At 69.1% G+C, this 15,899-nt stretch carries 13 protein-coding genes and 4 pseudogenes; 3 read left to right on the plus strand and 14 right to left on the minus strand.

From position 1 onward, the window contains the following. Positions 1-19: 19 nt before the first annotated feature. From OOK07_RS41700 to OOK07_RS41730, 7 genes are all read right to left on the minus strand, one after another. Positions 20-616: a glycoside hydrolase family 36 protein gene (locus OOK07_RS41700; RefSeq protein WP_266802311.1), complete on the minus strand. Its 597-nt coding sequence runs from the start codon at positions 614-616 to the stop codon at positions 20-22. Then, positions 528-1,508, minus strand: a complete 981-nt coding sequence (locus tag OOK07_RS41705; protein WP_266801768.1) for a hypothetical protein — start codon at positions 1,506-1,508, stop codon at positions 528-530. Before OOK07_RS41705 ends, OOK07_RS41700 begins: the two co-directional genes overlap by 89 nt. A 411-nt stretch (positions 1,509-1,919) precedes the next feature. Beyond that, positions 1,920-2,294: a nuclear transport factor 2 family protein gene (locus tag OOK07_RS41710; RefSeq protein ID WP_266802313.1), complete on the minus strand. Its 375-nt coding sequence runs from the start codon at positions 2,292-2,294 to the stop codon at positions 1,920-1,922. A gap of 41 nt (positions 2,295-2,335) precedes the next feature. After that, complete coding sequence (locus tag OOK07_RS41715) at positions 2,336-2,746, minus strand: nuclear transport factor 2 family protein (protein WP_266801769.1); 411 nt, start codon at positions 2,744-2,746, stop codon at positions 2,336-2,338. Between the two features lie 2 nt (positions 2,747-2,748). Further along, on the minus strand, positions 2,749-3,555 hold the full coding sequence (locus tag OOK07_RS41720; RefSeq protein ID WP_266801770.1) for an MBL fold metallo-hydrolase: 807 nt from the start codon (positions 3,553-3,555) through the stop codon (positions 2,749-2,751). A gap of 32 nt (positions 3,556-3,587) precedes the next feature. After that, positions 3,588-4,211 (minus strand): DsbA family protein, encoded by a 624-nt coding sequence (locus OOK07_RS41725; RefSeq protein ID WP_266801771.1) that lies wholly within the window; start codon positions 4,209-4,211, stop codon positions 3,588-3,590. Between the two features lie 154 nt (positions 4,212-4,365). Further along, the gene (locus tag OOK07_RS41730; protein ID WP_266801772.1) at positions 4,366-4,860 is read right to left on the minus strand and encodes a MarR family winged helix-turn-helix transcriptional regulator; all 495 of its coding nucleotides are present in this window, start codon (positions 4,858-4,860) and stop codon (positions 4,366-4,368) included. A 398-nt stretch (positions 4,861-5,258) separates the two neighbouring features. Between OOK07_RS41730 and OOK07_RS43915 the strand changes: the two are divergent. Further along, positions 5,259-5,722: pseudogene (locus tag OOK07_RS43915) on the plus strand (transposase family protein); the annotation flags it as partial. A gap of 108 nt (positions 5,723-5,830) precedes the next feature. Here the strand turns inward: OOK07_RS43915 and OOK07_RS41740 are convergent. The 3 genes and pseudogenes from OOK07_RS41740 to OOK07_RS41750 all read right to left on the minus strand — a co-directional run. After that, positions 5,831-6,334 (minus strand): annotated as a pseudogene (locus tag OOK07_RS41740) (transposase); the annotation flags it as partial. A 291-nt stretch (positions 6,335-6,625) separates the two neighbouring features. Beyond that, positions 6,626-7,072, minus strand: a complete 447-nt coding sequence (locus tag OOK07_RS41745) for an NUDIX domain-containing protein (RefSeq protein ID WP_266529994.1) — start codon at positions 7,070-7,072, stop codon at positions 6,626-6,628. Positions 7,073-7,294: 222 nt separating this feature from the next. After that, positions 7,295-8,677 (minus strand): condensation domain-containing protein, encoded by a 1,383-nt coding sequence (locus OOK07_RS41750; protein WP_266801773.1) that lies wholly within the window; start codon positions 8,675-8,677, stop codon positions 7,295-7,297. Between the two features lie 791 nt (positions 8,678-9,468). Here OOK07_RS41750 and OOK07_RS41755 point away from each other — a divergent pair. Further along, the gene (locus OOK07_RS41755; protein WP_266801774.1) at positions 9,469-11,811 is read left to right on the plus strand and encodes a sialidase family protein; all 2,343 of its coding nucleotides are present in this window, start codon (positions 9,469-9,471) and stop codon (positions 11,809-11,811) included. 70 nt (positions 11,812-11,881) lie between these two features. Further along, a pseudogene (locus OOK07_RS41760) lies at positions 11,882-12,334 on the plus strand (tryptophan 2,3-dioxygenase family protein); the annotation flags it as partial. Between the two features lie 472 nt (positions 12,335-12,806). On the opposite strand, the gene OOK07_RS41765 reads toward OOK07_RS41760, so the two are convergent. The 4 genes and pseudogenes from OOK07_RS41765 to OOK07_RS41780 all read right to left on the minus strand — a co-directional run. After that, a complete protein-coding gene (locus tag OOK07_RS41765) occupies positions 12,807-13,499 on the minus strand; it encodes a hypothetical protein (RefSeq protein ID WP_266801775.1) in 693 nt (230 codons plus the stop codon). Further along, positions 13,463-13,951, minus strand: a complete 489-nt coding sequence (locus tag OOK07_RS41770) for an NsdA family TPR-like regulatory protein (protein WP_266801776.1) — start codon at positions 13,949-13,951, stop codon at positions 13,463-13,465. Before OOK07_RS41770 ends, OOK07_RS41765 begins: the two co-directional genes overlap by 37 nt. After that, a complete protein-coding gene (locus OOK07_RS41775; protein ID WP_266801777.1) occupies positions 13,948-14,379 on the minus strand; it encodes a hypothetical protein in 432 nt (143 codons plus the stop codon). Before OOK07_RS41775 ends, OOK07_RS41770 begins: the two co-directional genes overlap by 4 nt. 467 nt (positions 14,380-14,846) lie before the next feature. Continuing rightward, positions 14,847-15,860: pseudogene (locus tag OOK07_RS41780) on the minus strand (TIM-barrel domain-containing protein); the annotation flags it as partial. Positions 15,861-15,899: the final 39 nt, after the last annotated feature.

Below are 15,899 nucleotides of genomic sequence, written 5' to 3' on the forward strand. Positions count from 1 at the left end.
GAAACCCCTCGTCAGCGCCTCAAGGAAATCTGGGGGCGTACAGCTCCAGGTTCTGCTGGTCGCTGGTGGAGTGCAGCTGGACGCGCGAGAGCAGTGCGTAGTCCGAGCGCTTGCCGCCGGAGGCGCAGTTCTCCAGGACGAGGCCCGGGTGGCGGTCGAGTACGCCGTCCAGCCAGTCGAGGAAGGCGCGGTTGTGGCCGAGCAGGCCGTGCGCCGGGGCCCCGCCGGGGTGGCTGCTGGTGCCCGAGCCGGCGTCCACGTTGGAGTCGAGCTTGAAGTAGCCGATGCCGAAGTCGGCGACGAGCCGGTCCACCACCGAGTCCAGGTGGGCGCGGGCGGCGGGGTGGCGCAGGTCGAGGTGGAAGCGGCCGCTCGCTATGACGCGGGCGCCGTCCCGCCGGAAGAACGCCTCGTCGGGCAGGGTGTCGGCGATCGGGCTGCGCACACCCACCACCTCGGGCTCCAGCCACAGCCCCGGCACCATGCCGCGCTCCCGGATCCGGTCCATTACCTCGCCAAGGCCGCCCTCACCGGGGAAGCGGATGGTGGAGGGCTCCCAGGCGCCGATGGTTTCCCACCAGCCGCCGTTCTCGTTGTCGTACGAGCCGGCATCGATGACGAAGTACTCGGCGCCGGCGTCGGCGGCGGACTCGATGCAGCAGGCGCTCGGTGGTCGGGTCGCCCATCAGGCAGTTCATGTAGTCGTTGAAGATGACGGGAAGGTGCTGGAGGTCGGGGTGCGGGCGGCGGATCGCCCGCCGGTAGCGGGTCAGGCCGGCGAACGCCTCGTCGATGCCGCCGGTCTCGGCGAGGGCGAGCGCCACGGGAATGGTGGTGAAGCCCGCCCCCGGCTCCAACTGGTGCGACCAGCCGTGCCGGATGTTACTGGGGCCGGACAGGGACAGGAACCCCGAGTCGACGCACTCTCCGCACTCCCACATCCCGCCGCCGCCGTTGGCCTCCAGCTGCCACAGCCAGGTCCGCCCCGTGGTGCGGTCGCTGAGCGCGCCCAGCGGCAGATGACCGGCGCTGGACCAGGTACCCTTCCCGGCCAGTGTGAAGACGCTCTTGCGCCAGGGCTGGTGGACCCGGCCGTTGACGTTCGGGACGGCCTCGCGCAGCGGGCGCCGCTGCCAGCGGTATTCGGCTATCCAGACGTCGGGCACGAGGGTGTCGGTGGCGACCTGGTTGTCCACCCGGACGTCGTGGTACTTGCTGTAGTCGACGACAACCGTCAGATCGATCCCGGGAAAACGGCTCTTGAAGCCGGCGCGAAGGCCGTCCGCCTGCGTCGAGACATCGCCGCCCGCGTAGATCACGAGCTTTCCGCCCTCCGCGAGGGCGGTCAGGTAGAGCTCGTCGAGCGTGCGGGTCTCCTCGACACCTCCTGTCCTGCGGGCCTCGGTGGACGCCGCGGCGGGGGAGGCTGTGGCGGCGGCCGTACCTAAGCCGAGCGCGGCACCCGCGCCCGTGACGAGCAGACGGCGTCGGCTGGGAAAGCTGGTCATGTGGGGGAACCCTTCTGATGGGAAAACAAGGGCCGGTGCTGCGGCGCCCGGATGTTGTGCGGCGCCACAGCCGGAAACGCGGCTCAGGACGGCCGCGACCTGGTCAGATGAGCCAGGGGGGATGAGCGGCCGGAGGGGATGCTGATACCGGGCGCGGCCCGAGCGGCCCGCTCCTCCCGGACGGCCAACTGCCTGGCCGGGTCCTCGCCGGCCACGAAGGGAGAGCGGAAGGCCGACGGAAGCAACCATGTCCCAAAACGACGGGGGCGTTCGCCTGGAGCATCCTCAACTCAAGTGTGTGCCGTGCGCCGCGACATGTGCCACGACACACGGCGGGGTTGCGCAGAAGGCGACGCCGGGTCGCACGACTCGTGATGCGGACCGGACCCGGCGCGGCTGCGGTCGCGGAACTCAGAAAATGGTGTTGTCGTTGGCACTCTTCTCGGGCACCTCCTGGATCACGTCCCAGTGCTCCACGATCTTTCCGTCGGCCAGGCGCCAGAAGTCCGCGACGGCCATGCCGCGGTCGCCGCGTTCGAAGTGCAGGTTGCTGTGGGTGACGACCAAGTCCCCTTCGGCGACGGCCCTCTTGAAGTCCAGGCGCAGGTCGGGGAACTTCCCGCGCGGCCAGTGGACGTAGCCGACGAACGCCTGCGGACTGTCGTGCGCCTCCGGGTTGTGCTGGATGTAGCTGTCGCCGAGATGCGCGGCGGCGGCCTCTTCCGGCTGGTAGTCGTTGAACGCCTGCTCATAAAAACGCGATGACGAGCGCCTTGTTGTCGGCAGCGGACGTGCGCTTCTCCTGTCTTCGGGTGCCGGGGGTGCGTCTAGGCGGTCATGGCGTCGCGTACGAGCGCGGTGTCGACGAACTGCTCGAAGCGGGCGATGAGTCCACCCCGTACGACGAAGTGGTGGGCGACGCGGACGGCGATCGGCTTGCCGGTGGCCTTGTTGACGGCCGTGTAGCGGGCCAGGACGACGACGTTCTCGCCGTCGACGACGTACGTGTCGTCGTGCGCTGCCCAGTCGTCCCACTCCTTGCCGAGCTGCTCCATGACGTGGGAGGTGACGCCGTCCGGGGTCCGGTAGGTACCGGCGAGCGGGAAGCCTGCCATCTCGGTCCACTCCACGTCGGGGGCGAGGGTGGCCCGCAGCGCTTCCAGGTCGCCGGCGGCGGAGGCCAGGTACTGACGGCGTACGACGTCGGCGGGCGCGGTGGAGGTGGCGAACTCGGTCATGGTCAGCCCCACTTCATCTCGCCCTTGGCGACCTTCGCACCGATCTGCGCGGCGATCAGCATGCCGTTGTCGGGGTAGCGCTTGACGAGCGCCTCGGTGAGCGCGGCGCCGTCGGCGGCCTTGCCGAGCTCCTCCTCGAAGGCGACGAGGTAGTCGCGGGTGGCGGTGATGGCGCTGGCGTCGGCGGCGGTATCCGGGAGGCGGTGTCCGGGGACGACCAACTGCGGGTCGAGGGCGGCCATCTCGTCCAGGAGCTTGATCCAGGCAGCGCGGTCGTCGGGGGTGGGGGTGTCGGCGACCCAGACGTGCTCCTGCTGGAAGAGCAGGACGCCGCCGAGGAGGGTGCGGTGCTCGGCCTGCCACAGGTAGTGGCGGTCGGAGAGGCCCTCCGGGCCGCCCTTGAGCTCGAAGCGGTGGCCTTCGAGGGTGAGGTCACCGGTGAGCGGGGTGAGGTCGACCAGGCGGGTGGGCAGGTTCGGGCCGAGGGCCGCCCACGCCTTGAGCTTGCCCTCGTAGGAGTGCTTGATGTGCTCGATGACGAGCGGGGTGGCCACGAATGTCACGTCCGGGAACGTGTCCGCGATCACCTCGGCGCCGAAGTAGAAGTCGGGGTCGGCGTGGCTGACGAAGACGGTCTTCAGTGTCTTGCCGGAGTCGAGGATCTCGGCGGCGATGCGGTGTCCGTCGGCGCGGGTGAAGGCGGCGTCGACCAGGAGGGCCTCGGTCTCGCCCGTGACGAGGGTGGCGGTCTTGTTCTTGCTGCCGGCCGGGAAGTCGAGGTCGAGGATCTTGAAGGAGAGCGTGGTCATGCGGGGCTCCTTGCAGAGGGGTGGGCGGACGGTCAGACGGCCGCGGACGCGAGGCGTTCGTCGACCTCGTCGGCGGTGGCGTGACCGTAGGCCAGGGGAGTGACGGAGTCGCCGTCGACGGCGAGCAGGGTGGGGAAGCCGGTGACGCCGAGCTGGGCGGCGCGACGGAAGTCGGCCCTGGCCGTCGCCTGCGCCTCGGGCGCCTCGAAGGCAGTCACGACGGCGTCGGCTGCATCGGTGTCGAGCCCGACGGCCTCCGCGAGGGCGCGATAGGTGGCTGCCTCGGACAGGCTGCGCCCATCGACGTAGAAGGCGTCCTGCAGAGCCGTGGCCAGCTCCACCATCCGGTCAGGAGCGACCTGGCGCAGGGCTGCGACACCACGGGCGGCGGCCTCGGAGTCCATCACGAACGAACCGTCGGCGATCAGCCCCTCGTACGCGGGACCGAACTCGGCGCCGGTCAGCTCGGCGATCTTGGCGTTGGCGCCCTGGACATAGCCGAACTCGCGGATCGGGACCCGGCGCGGCCCGGTGAACAGACCACCGGAGACCACCTCGACCGGCAGTCCGGGGTGGCGGGAGGCGACCTCGCGGAGCGTCCCGGCGAAGCCGTGGGACCAGCCGCAGTAGGCGTCGAACACATAGACGAGCTTCATCGAAAACCTCGGCAGGGTGGGGTGCCCGCACTTCCTGCGAGCGATTCACCTGACCAAACAGTAACTGACACATCAGATATTTCTCGACTCCTGTGACCTGTGTCATACCGGGGTGGCTGACGTCGATACATCAGCGTTGCCGCAGGACCGCAGTTCAGGGCAGCCGGGGCAGCACGTCCCGGGCTGAGTGGCTGAGGATGTGAAGATCCGCTGCGAATCGCGCGCGGTCCGCAGCGGGGAGGGGCTGCACGAAGTACCGCTGGATGTTCTCCAGATGGACCCGCGACGCGCGTACGGCCGTCTCCTCACCCAGCGGAGTCAGGCGCACCAGCCGCCCGCGCCGGTCGTCGGGATCCTCCGCACGCTCGACGAGACCCGCCGCCTCCATACGGTCCACCAGCCGGGTGGCACCACCCGTGGTCAGAACCTGCTCCTGGGCGACGGCCCGCATCGACAGCCCCGGCTCACCCGCCCTGCCGAGGATCAGCAGAACCTCGAAGACCAGATGACTGATACCGCACTCCACCTCGAGCGCCCGGCCGAGGATGTACTCCAGCCGGTTGGCCGCCCCTTGCAGCCGTCCGAACGCCAGAATGAGCTCGTGGTCGGCGGCCTCCTTCGCCGTCCTGATCTCCGCTTCCTCACCCACGGCCGCGCCGCCCCCTCTGCTCGTCTCGGTACCACCGTACCGATCATGCAGCGGACGGGCGGGGCAGGATTCGACCGGACCAGTCGAGCGACAGCACCATCGTGCGGGCCGATCAGAGAGTTCACCGCATCCATCGGTCGGGCGCAAGGAACTTCGCAACGCCCTTCCCCTGGCCTTCACCCAGCCTGCGCCGCCTTGTCCTGCTGGTGCTCTTCTCCGGCCTCACCGTACGCACTCCTCGGTATAGCTCTCAGCCGTTCGGATTCGGGTCGGTGACCGCCCTCCGTGACATGTCATCACCGCGGCTGGACCAGTGGAGCTGATCTCGCCTCCCTCCGATGCTCGGGAGTGGTGCGAGGCCGACCCCGTGTACAGGAGTTCACCGAAGGGCGGCGTCACTGCCCCGTCGGCCGAGCCCTCTTTCGGGGGTGGGACGGCCCCACCTGCCCCCAGTCCCAGCCTCTCCGTGGCACACCATCCATAAACGCCATGCGCTGTGGCCGGTCGACGGCACCTGGGAGCGGCTGCTCCAGCACGTCCAGGCCGTCACCGACGCAGCTGGCGATATCGACTGGAACATCAACATCGACTCCACCTCGATCCGCGCTCACCAGCACGCAGCTGGGGCTCCGAAAGACCCGCCACCAGCACCGCCAAGTGCCTCAAAAGGGGCCGCACAAAGATCAGTTCACGTGCGCGCGTACTTGCGCCTGCGTCCGTTCCTGGCGGAGGCGGTGCGGCAGTCGAAGCACTCGGCCGCTCCCGCGGCGGACTGACCACGAAGATCCACCTGAGCGCGGACGGCAGGTGCCGCCCTCTCTCGCTGATCGTCACGCCCGGGCAGCGGGCAGACTGCACCCAGTTCGAGACGGTCATGGACAAGATCCGCGTCCCCCGGCTCGGCGCGGGCCGGCCAAGGCGGCTGCCGGACAGCGTCGGCGCCGACAAGACACCCCATGCAGCTATCCGGTCAAGCAGCTGTGGCGAATGGTGAGGGTTTCGGCGGGGCAAATGCGATCGCTTCGTCGAACCTCTGGCGGGTGGTCAGGCAGTGGTGGAGCTGGCCGAGCACGCGGTGGAAAAGGTTCCGGAGGGCCGCATAGTAGCGATCGCCGGTCTCTCTCCGACGTTTGTAGTGGTCGTGGGCTCAGATTGAGGCAGTGAGCGCGGCGAAAGCCCAGTGCCGGCCGGTTGCGGCCAGACGGCTGTTCTTGATCCGGCGGTGGCTGACGCGGCGGCTTTTGCCGGACTCGCGCGTCACGGGGGCGCTTCCGGCATAGGCCTTCAGATCGCGGGCTGTGTCGAACCGGGTGCGGTCATCGCCGATTTCGGGCAGTAGCCGAGCGCCGGTCAGCACGGCGAGGCCCGGGAAGCTTGTGATGATCTCCGCGTCGGGGTGCTGGAGGAAGAGCTCCTCGGTGGCGCGTGCCAGCTCGTCGCAGGCCTTGCAGGCCGCTTCGAGCTGGGCGAGCAAGGTCTGCGAACAACGCTGACTGGGAGCGCACGCTTCGATGGTTCATCGAGGACGTCTGGGGCCAGTTCGACGACGACCACACCCGGCCCGGTGCCCCGTTTTTCCGGCTATTGCTCCTGGGCAGCAGCGGCGCGAGCACCGCCCACTCGCCATCCGTGAGGCCCCCTGCTGAGCATGACCAGAACAACGAATCACTGGCCGCAGAGACACCTTCTCACCGAGGTGGCACGCACCAGCCCGCTCGATCCACGACGTGATGTACCAGCTGTGGAGGCGACCAAGCGACGGCGCTTATGCTTCCAGACGATCCAGCCAGGCGTCCTGACCATCCGCCAAAGGGAAGCCCAGGGGTAGCGGCTCAAAACGGCAGTGGAACGTCATGCCGTTGTCGCGCCCCGCGCCCGTCACGTGGTGGTCCCACGCATCCGGGACATCTGCGTCGCCGTCCACCTCCAGTTCGAAGAAGGTGGTGTGGCGGGGGAAGTGGCGGATCGGGTGCGGGGTGTGCTCCTCCGCGAGGGGGCGCAGCACCCGAACGCACGTCAGCCCGCACTCCTCCGTGACTTCCCGCAACACTGCCTCTTCCAGTGGCTCCTCCGGAGCCACACCCCCCGCCGGGACGTGCGTGCCGGGCGGCAGGTCCGCGTCGTGGTCGAACACGAGCAACTCCACCGACTGTCCCGCGCGCCGGCGCAGGACGTAGGCAGCCACCCGGACACGCAACGTCAACTCCCGCATTCCCGCAGCGTAGGGGGTACACCACCTCGATCACGAGAGATCCCCCAAGATCGAAGAGACAGGACCTAGCGAGCTCGGTCACAGCGGACACCTCGCGGCGTACGAAGCGCAAGCATCTGGAACTGGCGGCGCAGGGCAAGCTCCCCGGCCGGCTTCGTTCGTTCACGACCTTGCGGTCGCCACGAGAACTCAAGGCTCCCGAGGGCCTCGTTTCCACAGAGGTCACACGCCGGCGAAGGAGCCGCTCCGTGCGGCGTGCCCGCCGATCGCGGCCCTGACCAGCCGGCTCTCGAAGGACAGCAGTATGTGTTCGAGATCCGTCGCGTCGAACGACGTCGCATCCGTCCCCAGACTGACTCCGGCCGTCTCGCACACACTCCACACATCGAAGTTGACCTGTCCGGAGTACGCGTCGACGGGTTTGGGGAATCGTCCGTACCGGCTGGAGGCCATGGAGCGCTCGATTTCCTGTGCCCTGCCCGGGCGAGACCGGATCAGCGTTCCAGGCGCTACGGGCCGGATATTGGCCATGTACGGATTGTGCGCGGAGCGGCCCAGTTCGGCCGAGACCTCGTCCAAGGATTCGGCGTAGCGGTCAGGCTCTCGCAGGCTGACTGAGGCGGACCTGACGAGTGCCGCGTCGACAGCCCGGCACAGCGCCGGGAACCGGTCGCTTCCCAGGGACGTGTCGACCGGGACGAGGACCCTGCCGGCGACATGGGCCACCGCCTCGCGGGCCAACGCGCTCTGCCGGTTGGCTGTCACGGTGTTGAACATGCACTTGCCGATGCCCATGTGTTCGGCGAGTGCACACGCGTACGCGGCTTGGAGGACGGCGGCCACGGACGTCCGGTACTTCTTCGCCAGACTGGTCGATGCGAGCGCGACCGCCGTCGAGTCGAGGCATACGAGGTTGTAGACGGCGTATCCGTCGCGGCTCGAGGGCGCCTGGAGTTCGGGCATGGCGGGCTGACGGAGCATGGCCCGGTCGTGAGTGTCGACACGATGAGCGTGACGCAGCCCCGAGGGACTGGCCTCGAAGCTTGCGATCTGCCGTGGCTGCCACCCCGAGGGGAGGTCGGCGCCGGGATCGGCGGCCAGCCGGGCTATGTGTCCGGCCACGAGCCGGGCAGCCATCGTGTCCGCCGAGAAGTGGTGCAGGGACAGCATGACCCGGGTGGGTCTGCCGCCCACGGTGACGACGGCGGCCCGCAACGGCAGTTCGTCCGGGGCGAATCCGGGTTCGGCCAGCCGGAGGGTGAGGACGGCGAGCTCGTCGTCGTTCGCCGGGGCCTCGAAGGCGTACTCCGCGACGTGGAGCACCCCGGAAGCCACGACGACCGGCCGTACCTGCCCGTCCGCGTCACGTGGATACACCGTGCGCAGCGCTTCCCAGTGGGCCACGACCGCGGCGAAGGCGTGCAGCACCGCGGCCATGTCGGGCCGGCCGTCGAGTGCCCGCGCCATCCGGACGTTCCTGTTGCGGGCCCCGTCGAGATGGGGTTGACATCCTTCACGACCATGGGCCTTCTGCGACCAGGTCAGTTCGTGTTCTCCGGCGCTGCCGGCGACGAAGGCGACGTCATGGCGCGTGGTCTGTCGCATACCCGCCTCGACCCTCCTCCGGTACGTCGGTGGCGCGCCGCGTCTGGCGGGAGGCGTGCGGCAGAAAGTCGTCGGCCGGAGCGCGGGCGCCCCTGTTCACGCAGAGGATAGATCCGCGCGCACCGCGTGCGTCAAGGCATGGGAACACTGAGCCGCGACGGCGACGGGAACGTTCTGTTACGGCCTCCCACCAGCGATGGCGGCCAGGTCGACACCGCCCCGCAGTTGCCGACGCGGTCGCCTCCACGCGGACGGGCCCGGCACCCGTCACGCGTCAGAGTTGAAGCGCTTCGACAGCGCCATGACGCTGGATCGCGGGTCGTTCACGGATCAGGCGGCTGTCGCAAGCCTGTTCTCCAGCGTCGGCACTGCCCTCCGGGATTTCGCTGAAACCCAGTTCATACGGCATGAAGCTGTGCCGAAGAGGCGGAGCGCAGACACCCTCGGTCGCGCCTGTTACCGAAAAGTGACCTGGGCGACCCGTTGTCGTCCTCGGAAAAGCATCGTTAGTGTCGCCGAAACGTCGAAGCGCATCGAAACAGACTTTCTCCAGCCCTCCGGGCATCGCGCCACCGAACGACTCAGCGCCAGCCCGCCCCGCTGGTCGGATCCACGAAAACGAAGGGCGGCAGGCGCGGGTTGATGCGCGGGGTGACGTCACCCGCCCGTGGTGCGGCGGTGCTGCGCCACGGCTGACACCGTCCGCTCCTCTCCGACCACCCTCAGAGCCGCTGGGGCCGCTGCTTCTGCACAAGACCAGTACAGACCCACGCCAGAAAGGCGGGACCTCCATGTCCCCTACGCCGCACCTCTCCAGACGAGGACTGCTGGCCGCCGGCGCGGCCTCGGCCGCACTCCCCCTGCTCGCCCCCTCCGTCGCATCCGCCCGCCCGGCCGGCGAGGTCCGCCGCGCCCCCTACACGTTCCGCAACGCCGAGATAGTCGGAGGCGGCTTCGTCACCGGCATCGTCTTCAACCAGCGCGAACCCGGACTGGTGTACGCCCGCACCGACATCGGCGGCGCCTACCGCCTCGACACGGCGTCCCGGCGGTGGCTCCCCCTCACCGACTGGATCGGCTGGGACGAGTACGGACACACCGGCATCATCAGCATCGCCACCGACGAGGGCGACCCCGACCGCGTCTACCTGGCGGCGGGCACCTACACCCTTCCCGACTGGGACCCGACCATGGCGGCGATCCTGCGGTCGACCGACCGCGGCCGCACCTGGCAGACCACGCCCCTGCCGTTCCGGCTGGGCGGCAACATGCCCGGCCGGGGCATCGGCGAGCGGCTGGTGATCGACCCCAATCGCAACAGGATCCTCTACCTGGGAGTGCGCGGGGGCCACGGGCTGTGGCGGAGTACCGACTACGGCAAGACCTTCGCGAAGGTGACCAGCTTCCCCAACGCGGGCAACTTCGTCCCCGACCCCAACGACCCCAGCGGCTACTCCGGCGACAACCAAGGTGTGCTGCAAGTCCTCTTCGACAAGCGCACCGGCAGAGCGGGCAGGGCCACCCGGACCCTCTACGTCACCGTCGCCGACACCGACAACATCCTGTACCGGTCCACCGACGCGGGAGCGACCTGGGAACGCGTACCCGGGCAGCCCACCGGCTTCATCCCGCACCACGCGGTCTTCGACCACGTCGGCGGCTACCTGTACCTGGCGACCAGCAACACCGCCGGCCCCGGCGACGGGTCCAAGGGCGACGTATGGAAGCTGGACACCGCCACCGACACCTGGACCCGCATCAGCCCGGTTCCCTCCACCAGCGACGACAACCAGTACGGTTACAGCGGCCTGACCATCGACCGGCAGAACCCGGACACCCTGATGGTGTCCACCCAGATCAAGTGGTGGCCCGACTGCATCCTGTTCCGCTCCACCGACGGCGGTGCGAGCTGGACCCGCGCGTGGGACATGGACACGAACTCCGAGCGCACCCTGCGCTACGACATCGACATCTCCGCCGCCCCCTGGCTGACCTGGAACGGCTCGCCGTCGCTTCCCGAGATGGCACCGAAACTGGGCTGGATGATGGAGTCCGTCCAGATCGACCCCTTCGACTCTGGTCACTTCATGTACGGAACCGGCGCGACGATCTACGGCGCGGACAACCTGACCGACTGGGACAGCGGCGGCACGGTGCACATCTCCGTGCGAGCGCAGGGCCTGGAGGAGACCTCGATCGGCTGCGTGATCAGCCCACCCGGCGGTCCGGCACACCTCTTCTCGGGCGTGGGCGACGTCGGCGGCTTCCGGCACACGGATCTGAACAAGGCCACGAAGATGTACGACAATCCGACCTTCGGGGCCACGTCTGCCCTGGACTACGCAGAGCTGGCGCCCCACACCATCGTGCGGGTCGGCAACCCCACCGGCGGCTGGACCCAGCACTTCGGCATCTCCACCGACAGCGGCGACACCTGGACGCCCTCGCGCAGTGAGCCGTCCGGCGTCACCGGACCCGGAATCGACGACCAGGCCGTCGCCATCAGCGCCGACGGCAGGCGGATCGTCTGGTCACCGGCGGGAGCTCCGGCCAGCTGGTCCGACGACCACGGAGCCACCTGGACGGTGTCGGAGGGGCTGCCGGCCGGGGTTTCGGTGCGCTCCGACCGGGTGAACCCCGCGAAGTTCTACGCCTACGGCTCCGGCGTCTTCTACCTCAGCACGGACGGCGGCAAGAGCTTCAAGGCCACGGCGGCTACCGGTCTGCCCACTGCGGGGAACGTCCGGTTCAAGGCGGTACCGGGCCAGGAGGGCGACATCTGGCTGGCCGGCGGCACCAACAAGCCCACCACCCCCACGACGTACGGGATGTGGCGGTCGACCGACTCCGGATCGTCCTTCGCCAGGTTCGAGGCGGTGGACGAGGGCGATGTCGTCGGATTCGGCAAGGCCGCACCCGGCGCCACGTATCCCGCCGTCTACACCAGCTCCAAGATCGACGGCGTGCGCGGCATCTTCCGGTCCGACGACGCGGGCCGGACGTGGATCCGTATCAACGACGACCGCCACCAGTACGCCTGGACGGGCAACACCATCACCGGAGACCCCCGGATCTACGGCCGCATCTACTTCGGGACCAACGGACGGGGAGTCATGTACGGCGACCCGAAGTGACGTCTGACTCCGGTCACCGCGACCGAACCTGCCGTGTCCGGATGTTCCGCCGACGGCGGCCCAGACGCTGAGCCTGGGCGCCTCCTGGACGCCGCTCGCCGGGCTGACCCCCGCGCAGTTCAACTCCTACCGGTCGGCCCTCGGCGAGGGCTGCGGGTTCCAGTCCGCGATGTACCGGCGGATGGAGTTCCTGCTCGGCGAGAAGTCCGCGTCCATGCCGGTCCCGCACCGGGGCGCGCCGCGCGTGCACGCCGAGCTGGAGAAGGCGCTGCAGCAGCCGAGCCTGTACGACGAGGCGCTGCGGCTGCTGGCGCGGCGCGGGCACGCGATCCCGGCGGAGGTCCTGGAGCGGGAACTCGCGCTGCGCGACGAGCCGTCGGCCGAGGTCGAGGAGGTGTGGTCCGAGCTGTACCGCGGTGAGCAGGACGCGGAGCTCGTACGGCTCGGCGAGGCCCTCACGGACGCCGCCGAGCCGGTGTGGCGCTGGCGAAACGACCATCTCGTCGCCACCCGCAGGGCCATGCGCGAGCGGTTCCTGCTCGACGACGTTGGCTATCTGGACGGCAACTCGCTGGGTGCGCTGCCGAGCGCGGTGCCGGGGCGCGTCGAGGACGTCGTTCGCCGCCAGTGGGGCGAGCTGCGCATCCAGTCCTGGGACTGAGCCCTCCGGCCCCATGCCGATCCCGGGCGGGGGAGCACCCCGAGGCCGATGCGAAGCGCCACAGCAGAGCGCTCCAGGACGCTCAGGCGCTTCTCGAAGCGGTGGCCGAGCGGTACGACGTCTGACTTCCAAGGGCGATCCCGCGGCAGCGGCGTTCCTCGCGCCCGAGCCTCTCGTCTACGACGAGGCCGGACCGGTACCCCAGCCGCCACCAGCTCCATCGCCCTCGTACCGTGACCACGGCCAAGCTCAGTGCCGTTGTTGCGGCTAACGGTAGCGTCGGATATTGGATCTCTCGGAATGCTCGGAGTTTCGCCACAGTTCGTCCTTCCGGTCAGCTGTGCTTGCCGAGTGTCGGCAGTCCGCCCGAGACCGTTCGGACACTGCGTCCGCGCCGACTCGCCCGCTTGGCCATCAGCAGTTGACGGGCCATCGCGCTCCACTGCGCTGCCTCGTCCTGGTTCCCCGCAGCTCTCTGCTCCCGGCCGGCCGCGAGCATGGCCGCCCGGGTCTTCCCGTACAGCGGTTCCGCGATCGAGGACACGGCTCCGCTGATCCGGACCGCACCTTCCCAACCTCGCTGGCAGAGCACGAGGCGTTGGTCCGAACCGTCATCCGTCAGGCTCACGGCGTACAGGCCGGCGCGGCTGCTGCCGAGCGAGATCTTCCCGAGCTGGATCAGCGGTTCCGAGTCGCACGGCAGCAGGACTTCCTCGGGGTGGGCGTCGCGTGCGGGAGCCAGTGAGACGAGTTCGACCTGCTCGCCTTCTCGGCGGACCCACATGCGGAGCGTGGGCCAGGAGAGTTCCTGGACGCGTTCGGCGGTCGCGCAGGCCATCTCCAGTTCGCCTTGCTGGAGTTGGGAGAGCGCGGTCTGGGCGATGTAGTACGCGCGGTTGCGGTGCTGGTCCGGGCGCAGGGCCGCGAGGCAGCGGTGGGCGTGGTACTCGGCCTGTTCGCCCTGGCCGAGGCGGTAGTGGGTGATGCCGGTCAGGCCGTGGAGTTCGCCGAGGGTGTAGAAGTCCATGGACGCGGGACAGTCTGGGCGAGGTCGGCGCGACCGAAGGCGTCGGCGGCTCGTCCGATGGCGCGCTGGGCGCGGATGCGGTCGCCGGCGCTCGCGGCGGACAGGGCCAGGCGGGCGTGGCTGAGTGAGGCGTACAGCGGATCGGTGCGGTGGGCGCGGGTGTTGAGGGCGGCTTCTGCCGCGGCGACGGAGTCGGCATGGCGTCCGCGTTGGTCGGCGAGCATCGCGGCGTAGCGCCAGATCTGGTGTTGGACCTGGCCGTCGCCGGAGAGCCCGGCGAGGTGGATTGCCTCGTTGAGGTGGGTCTGGGCGTCGGTGAAGCGCCGGGAGTCGACGGCGGCCCACATGGCAGTGGCGGTGAAGGCGGCGGCGGTTGCGTACAGGCGGGAGCGGGTCTTCTGGGTGGCGCTGCCGTTCTGCTGAAGGCCCCGGGTTCTCTCGACGAGGCTCACGGCCTTGGCCTCCAGTTCGGTGCTGCCGCCGCGGTGTCGTCCATCAGCCACAGGGCGGCGAGTTCGCTGCGGAGGCTCATCACGTCGGTGGTGCCGACGGTGGGCCGGGTGGCTGCTGCTGTGGGGGCGGCAACGGCGAGGGCGGTCCCTGTGGTGGCGGTCATGAAGGTGCGTCGGAGCACGTGGGCCTCCTGTGGTGCGGGGCCGGCCGTGCTCCGTGCGGGGCGGACGAACCCTAAGTCGCTGATGGTGCGGCCGGTGACCTGTTCCAGGACCAGCTGGTACTTGCCCTGCGGCCACTGGTTCTCGCCGGACAGCCAGCGGAAGACCGTCCGCTCGGTGAGCTTGCCGCGGCGGCCGGTCACAGCTTCTAACGCGTCGTTGAGGTCCTCGGCCAGCTCTTCGGGCGCCACTTCGTTGACGTCCATGCACCGGACGCAGGTCGAAGATCGAGAAGTGCACCCCACCCGGAGGGCCACACAGTAGGCTGTGTAGCGACACATGGGCTCTCAACTCGCGTGTCTTCAGGCACCGTTGCTTACCTCAGCGGCGCCTGCTCGCGTTTCCGCACGTCAAGCCGGTACTGCTGGACCCAGCGACCGAAAAGCCATCGAGGACTTCCGATCCGGACACTCCGCCCGAGCTGGTACCTGGTCAGCGCCGCCGATCGAACGGCTGCGCCGACAGATCGCGGAGACCGGAGCCGTACGGCGGTTGCCGCGCAGGGCAAGCCGCAAGGCGCCCTACGGCTCCTGCAGTTGACCTAATCCCGGCCGGGTGTGGCTCTCCGCCGGGGCAGCTCTGAGCTGTAAGAACGCTGGTTGATGGTGTGGGCGGTGTAGGTGTCCTTCCACTGTGGCGGGTGAAGTAGGGGGCGACGATGGCGTCATTGATGGGCGCTGACTCGCAGTCCCTGGTCCTTGAGCCCGGCCAGCATGCCCTGCGGGTCGGGGAAGGCGTCGGGGTCCCAGGCGAAGTCGCACCACTGGTGGCCGCGCATCCAGAAGCAGTCGAAGTGGAAGACGCTGAGCGGATGCCGCGCTCGGTCATGCCGCCGATGAAGCGGTTGACGGTGGCCTCGTCGTAGTCGGTGGTGAAGGAGGTGGTCAGCCACAGACCCAGGGCCCACGCCGGAGGCAGGGCGGAGCGGCCGGTCAGGGCGGTGTAGCGGACCAGGATCTCCTTGGGCGTGGGGCCGTACACCACGAAGTACTCGAGCGACTGGTCCTCGACGCTGAACTGGACCTGGCCGACGGCTTCGGAGCCGACTTGGTAGCTGACGCGTCCGGTGTGGTTGACGAAGACCCCGTAGCCGCGGTTGGTCAGGTAGAAGGGGATGTCCTTGTACGCCTGTTCGCTGCTGGTGCCGCCGTCGGCCTGCCAGATGTCCACCGTCTGGCCGTTCTTGACGAAGGGGGTGAAGCGCTCGCCCAGGCCGTGGACGAGCTCGCCGACGCCGAGGGAGAGCTGGCCGAGCATGTAGTGCCGGCCCTCGGCGTCGACGACGAAGCCGGTGCCGCGTTCGCCTACGGAGGTCAGTACCTTGCCTGCGGCGGTGAACTCCAGTTGCCAGGGCCGGCTCACATCCACCCGCAGGGTCAGTTCACCGGAGCTGAGTTCGACGACGTCGCCGTGCCTGCTCACCTTTCCGGCGCCGTCCGAGGCCCCGGGCAGTGCGAACTCCTGGCCGTGCCGGACCGATCCGGCGTGGTGGGTGGTCCGTACCCCGATCACCCCCTCGGCCGGGGACCGGCACTCAGTGGTGAGCAGGGCGCTGTTGAGGGTGTCGCCGCGGTGCCGCACGTGATTGACGGGTGCGTACAGGGTCAGCCGTTGTTCGTCGGCCTGCACATCGGATACCTCGGCGGCGTAGCGGGCGGTGCAGCCAGTAGCCGTCGGTGAACTTCATCAGGAGGGTGCTCCGTTCGTACGGGGTGCGTCATGGTGC

Origin of the sequence: Streptomyces sp. NBC_00078 (assembly GCF_026343335.1) — a bacterium.
Lineage (GTDB): Bacteria > Actinomycetota > Actinomycetes > Streptomycetales > Streptomycetaceae > Streptomyces.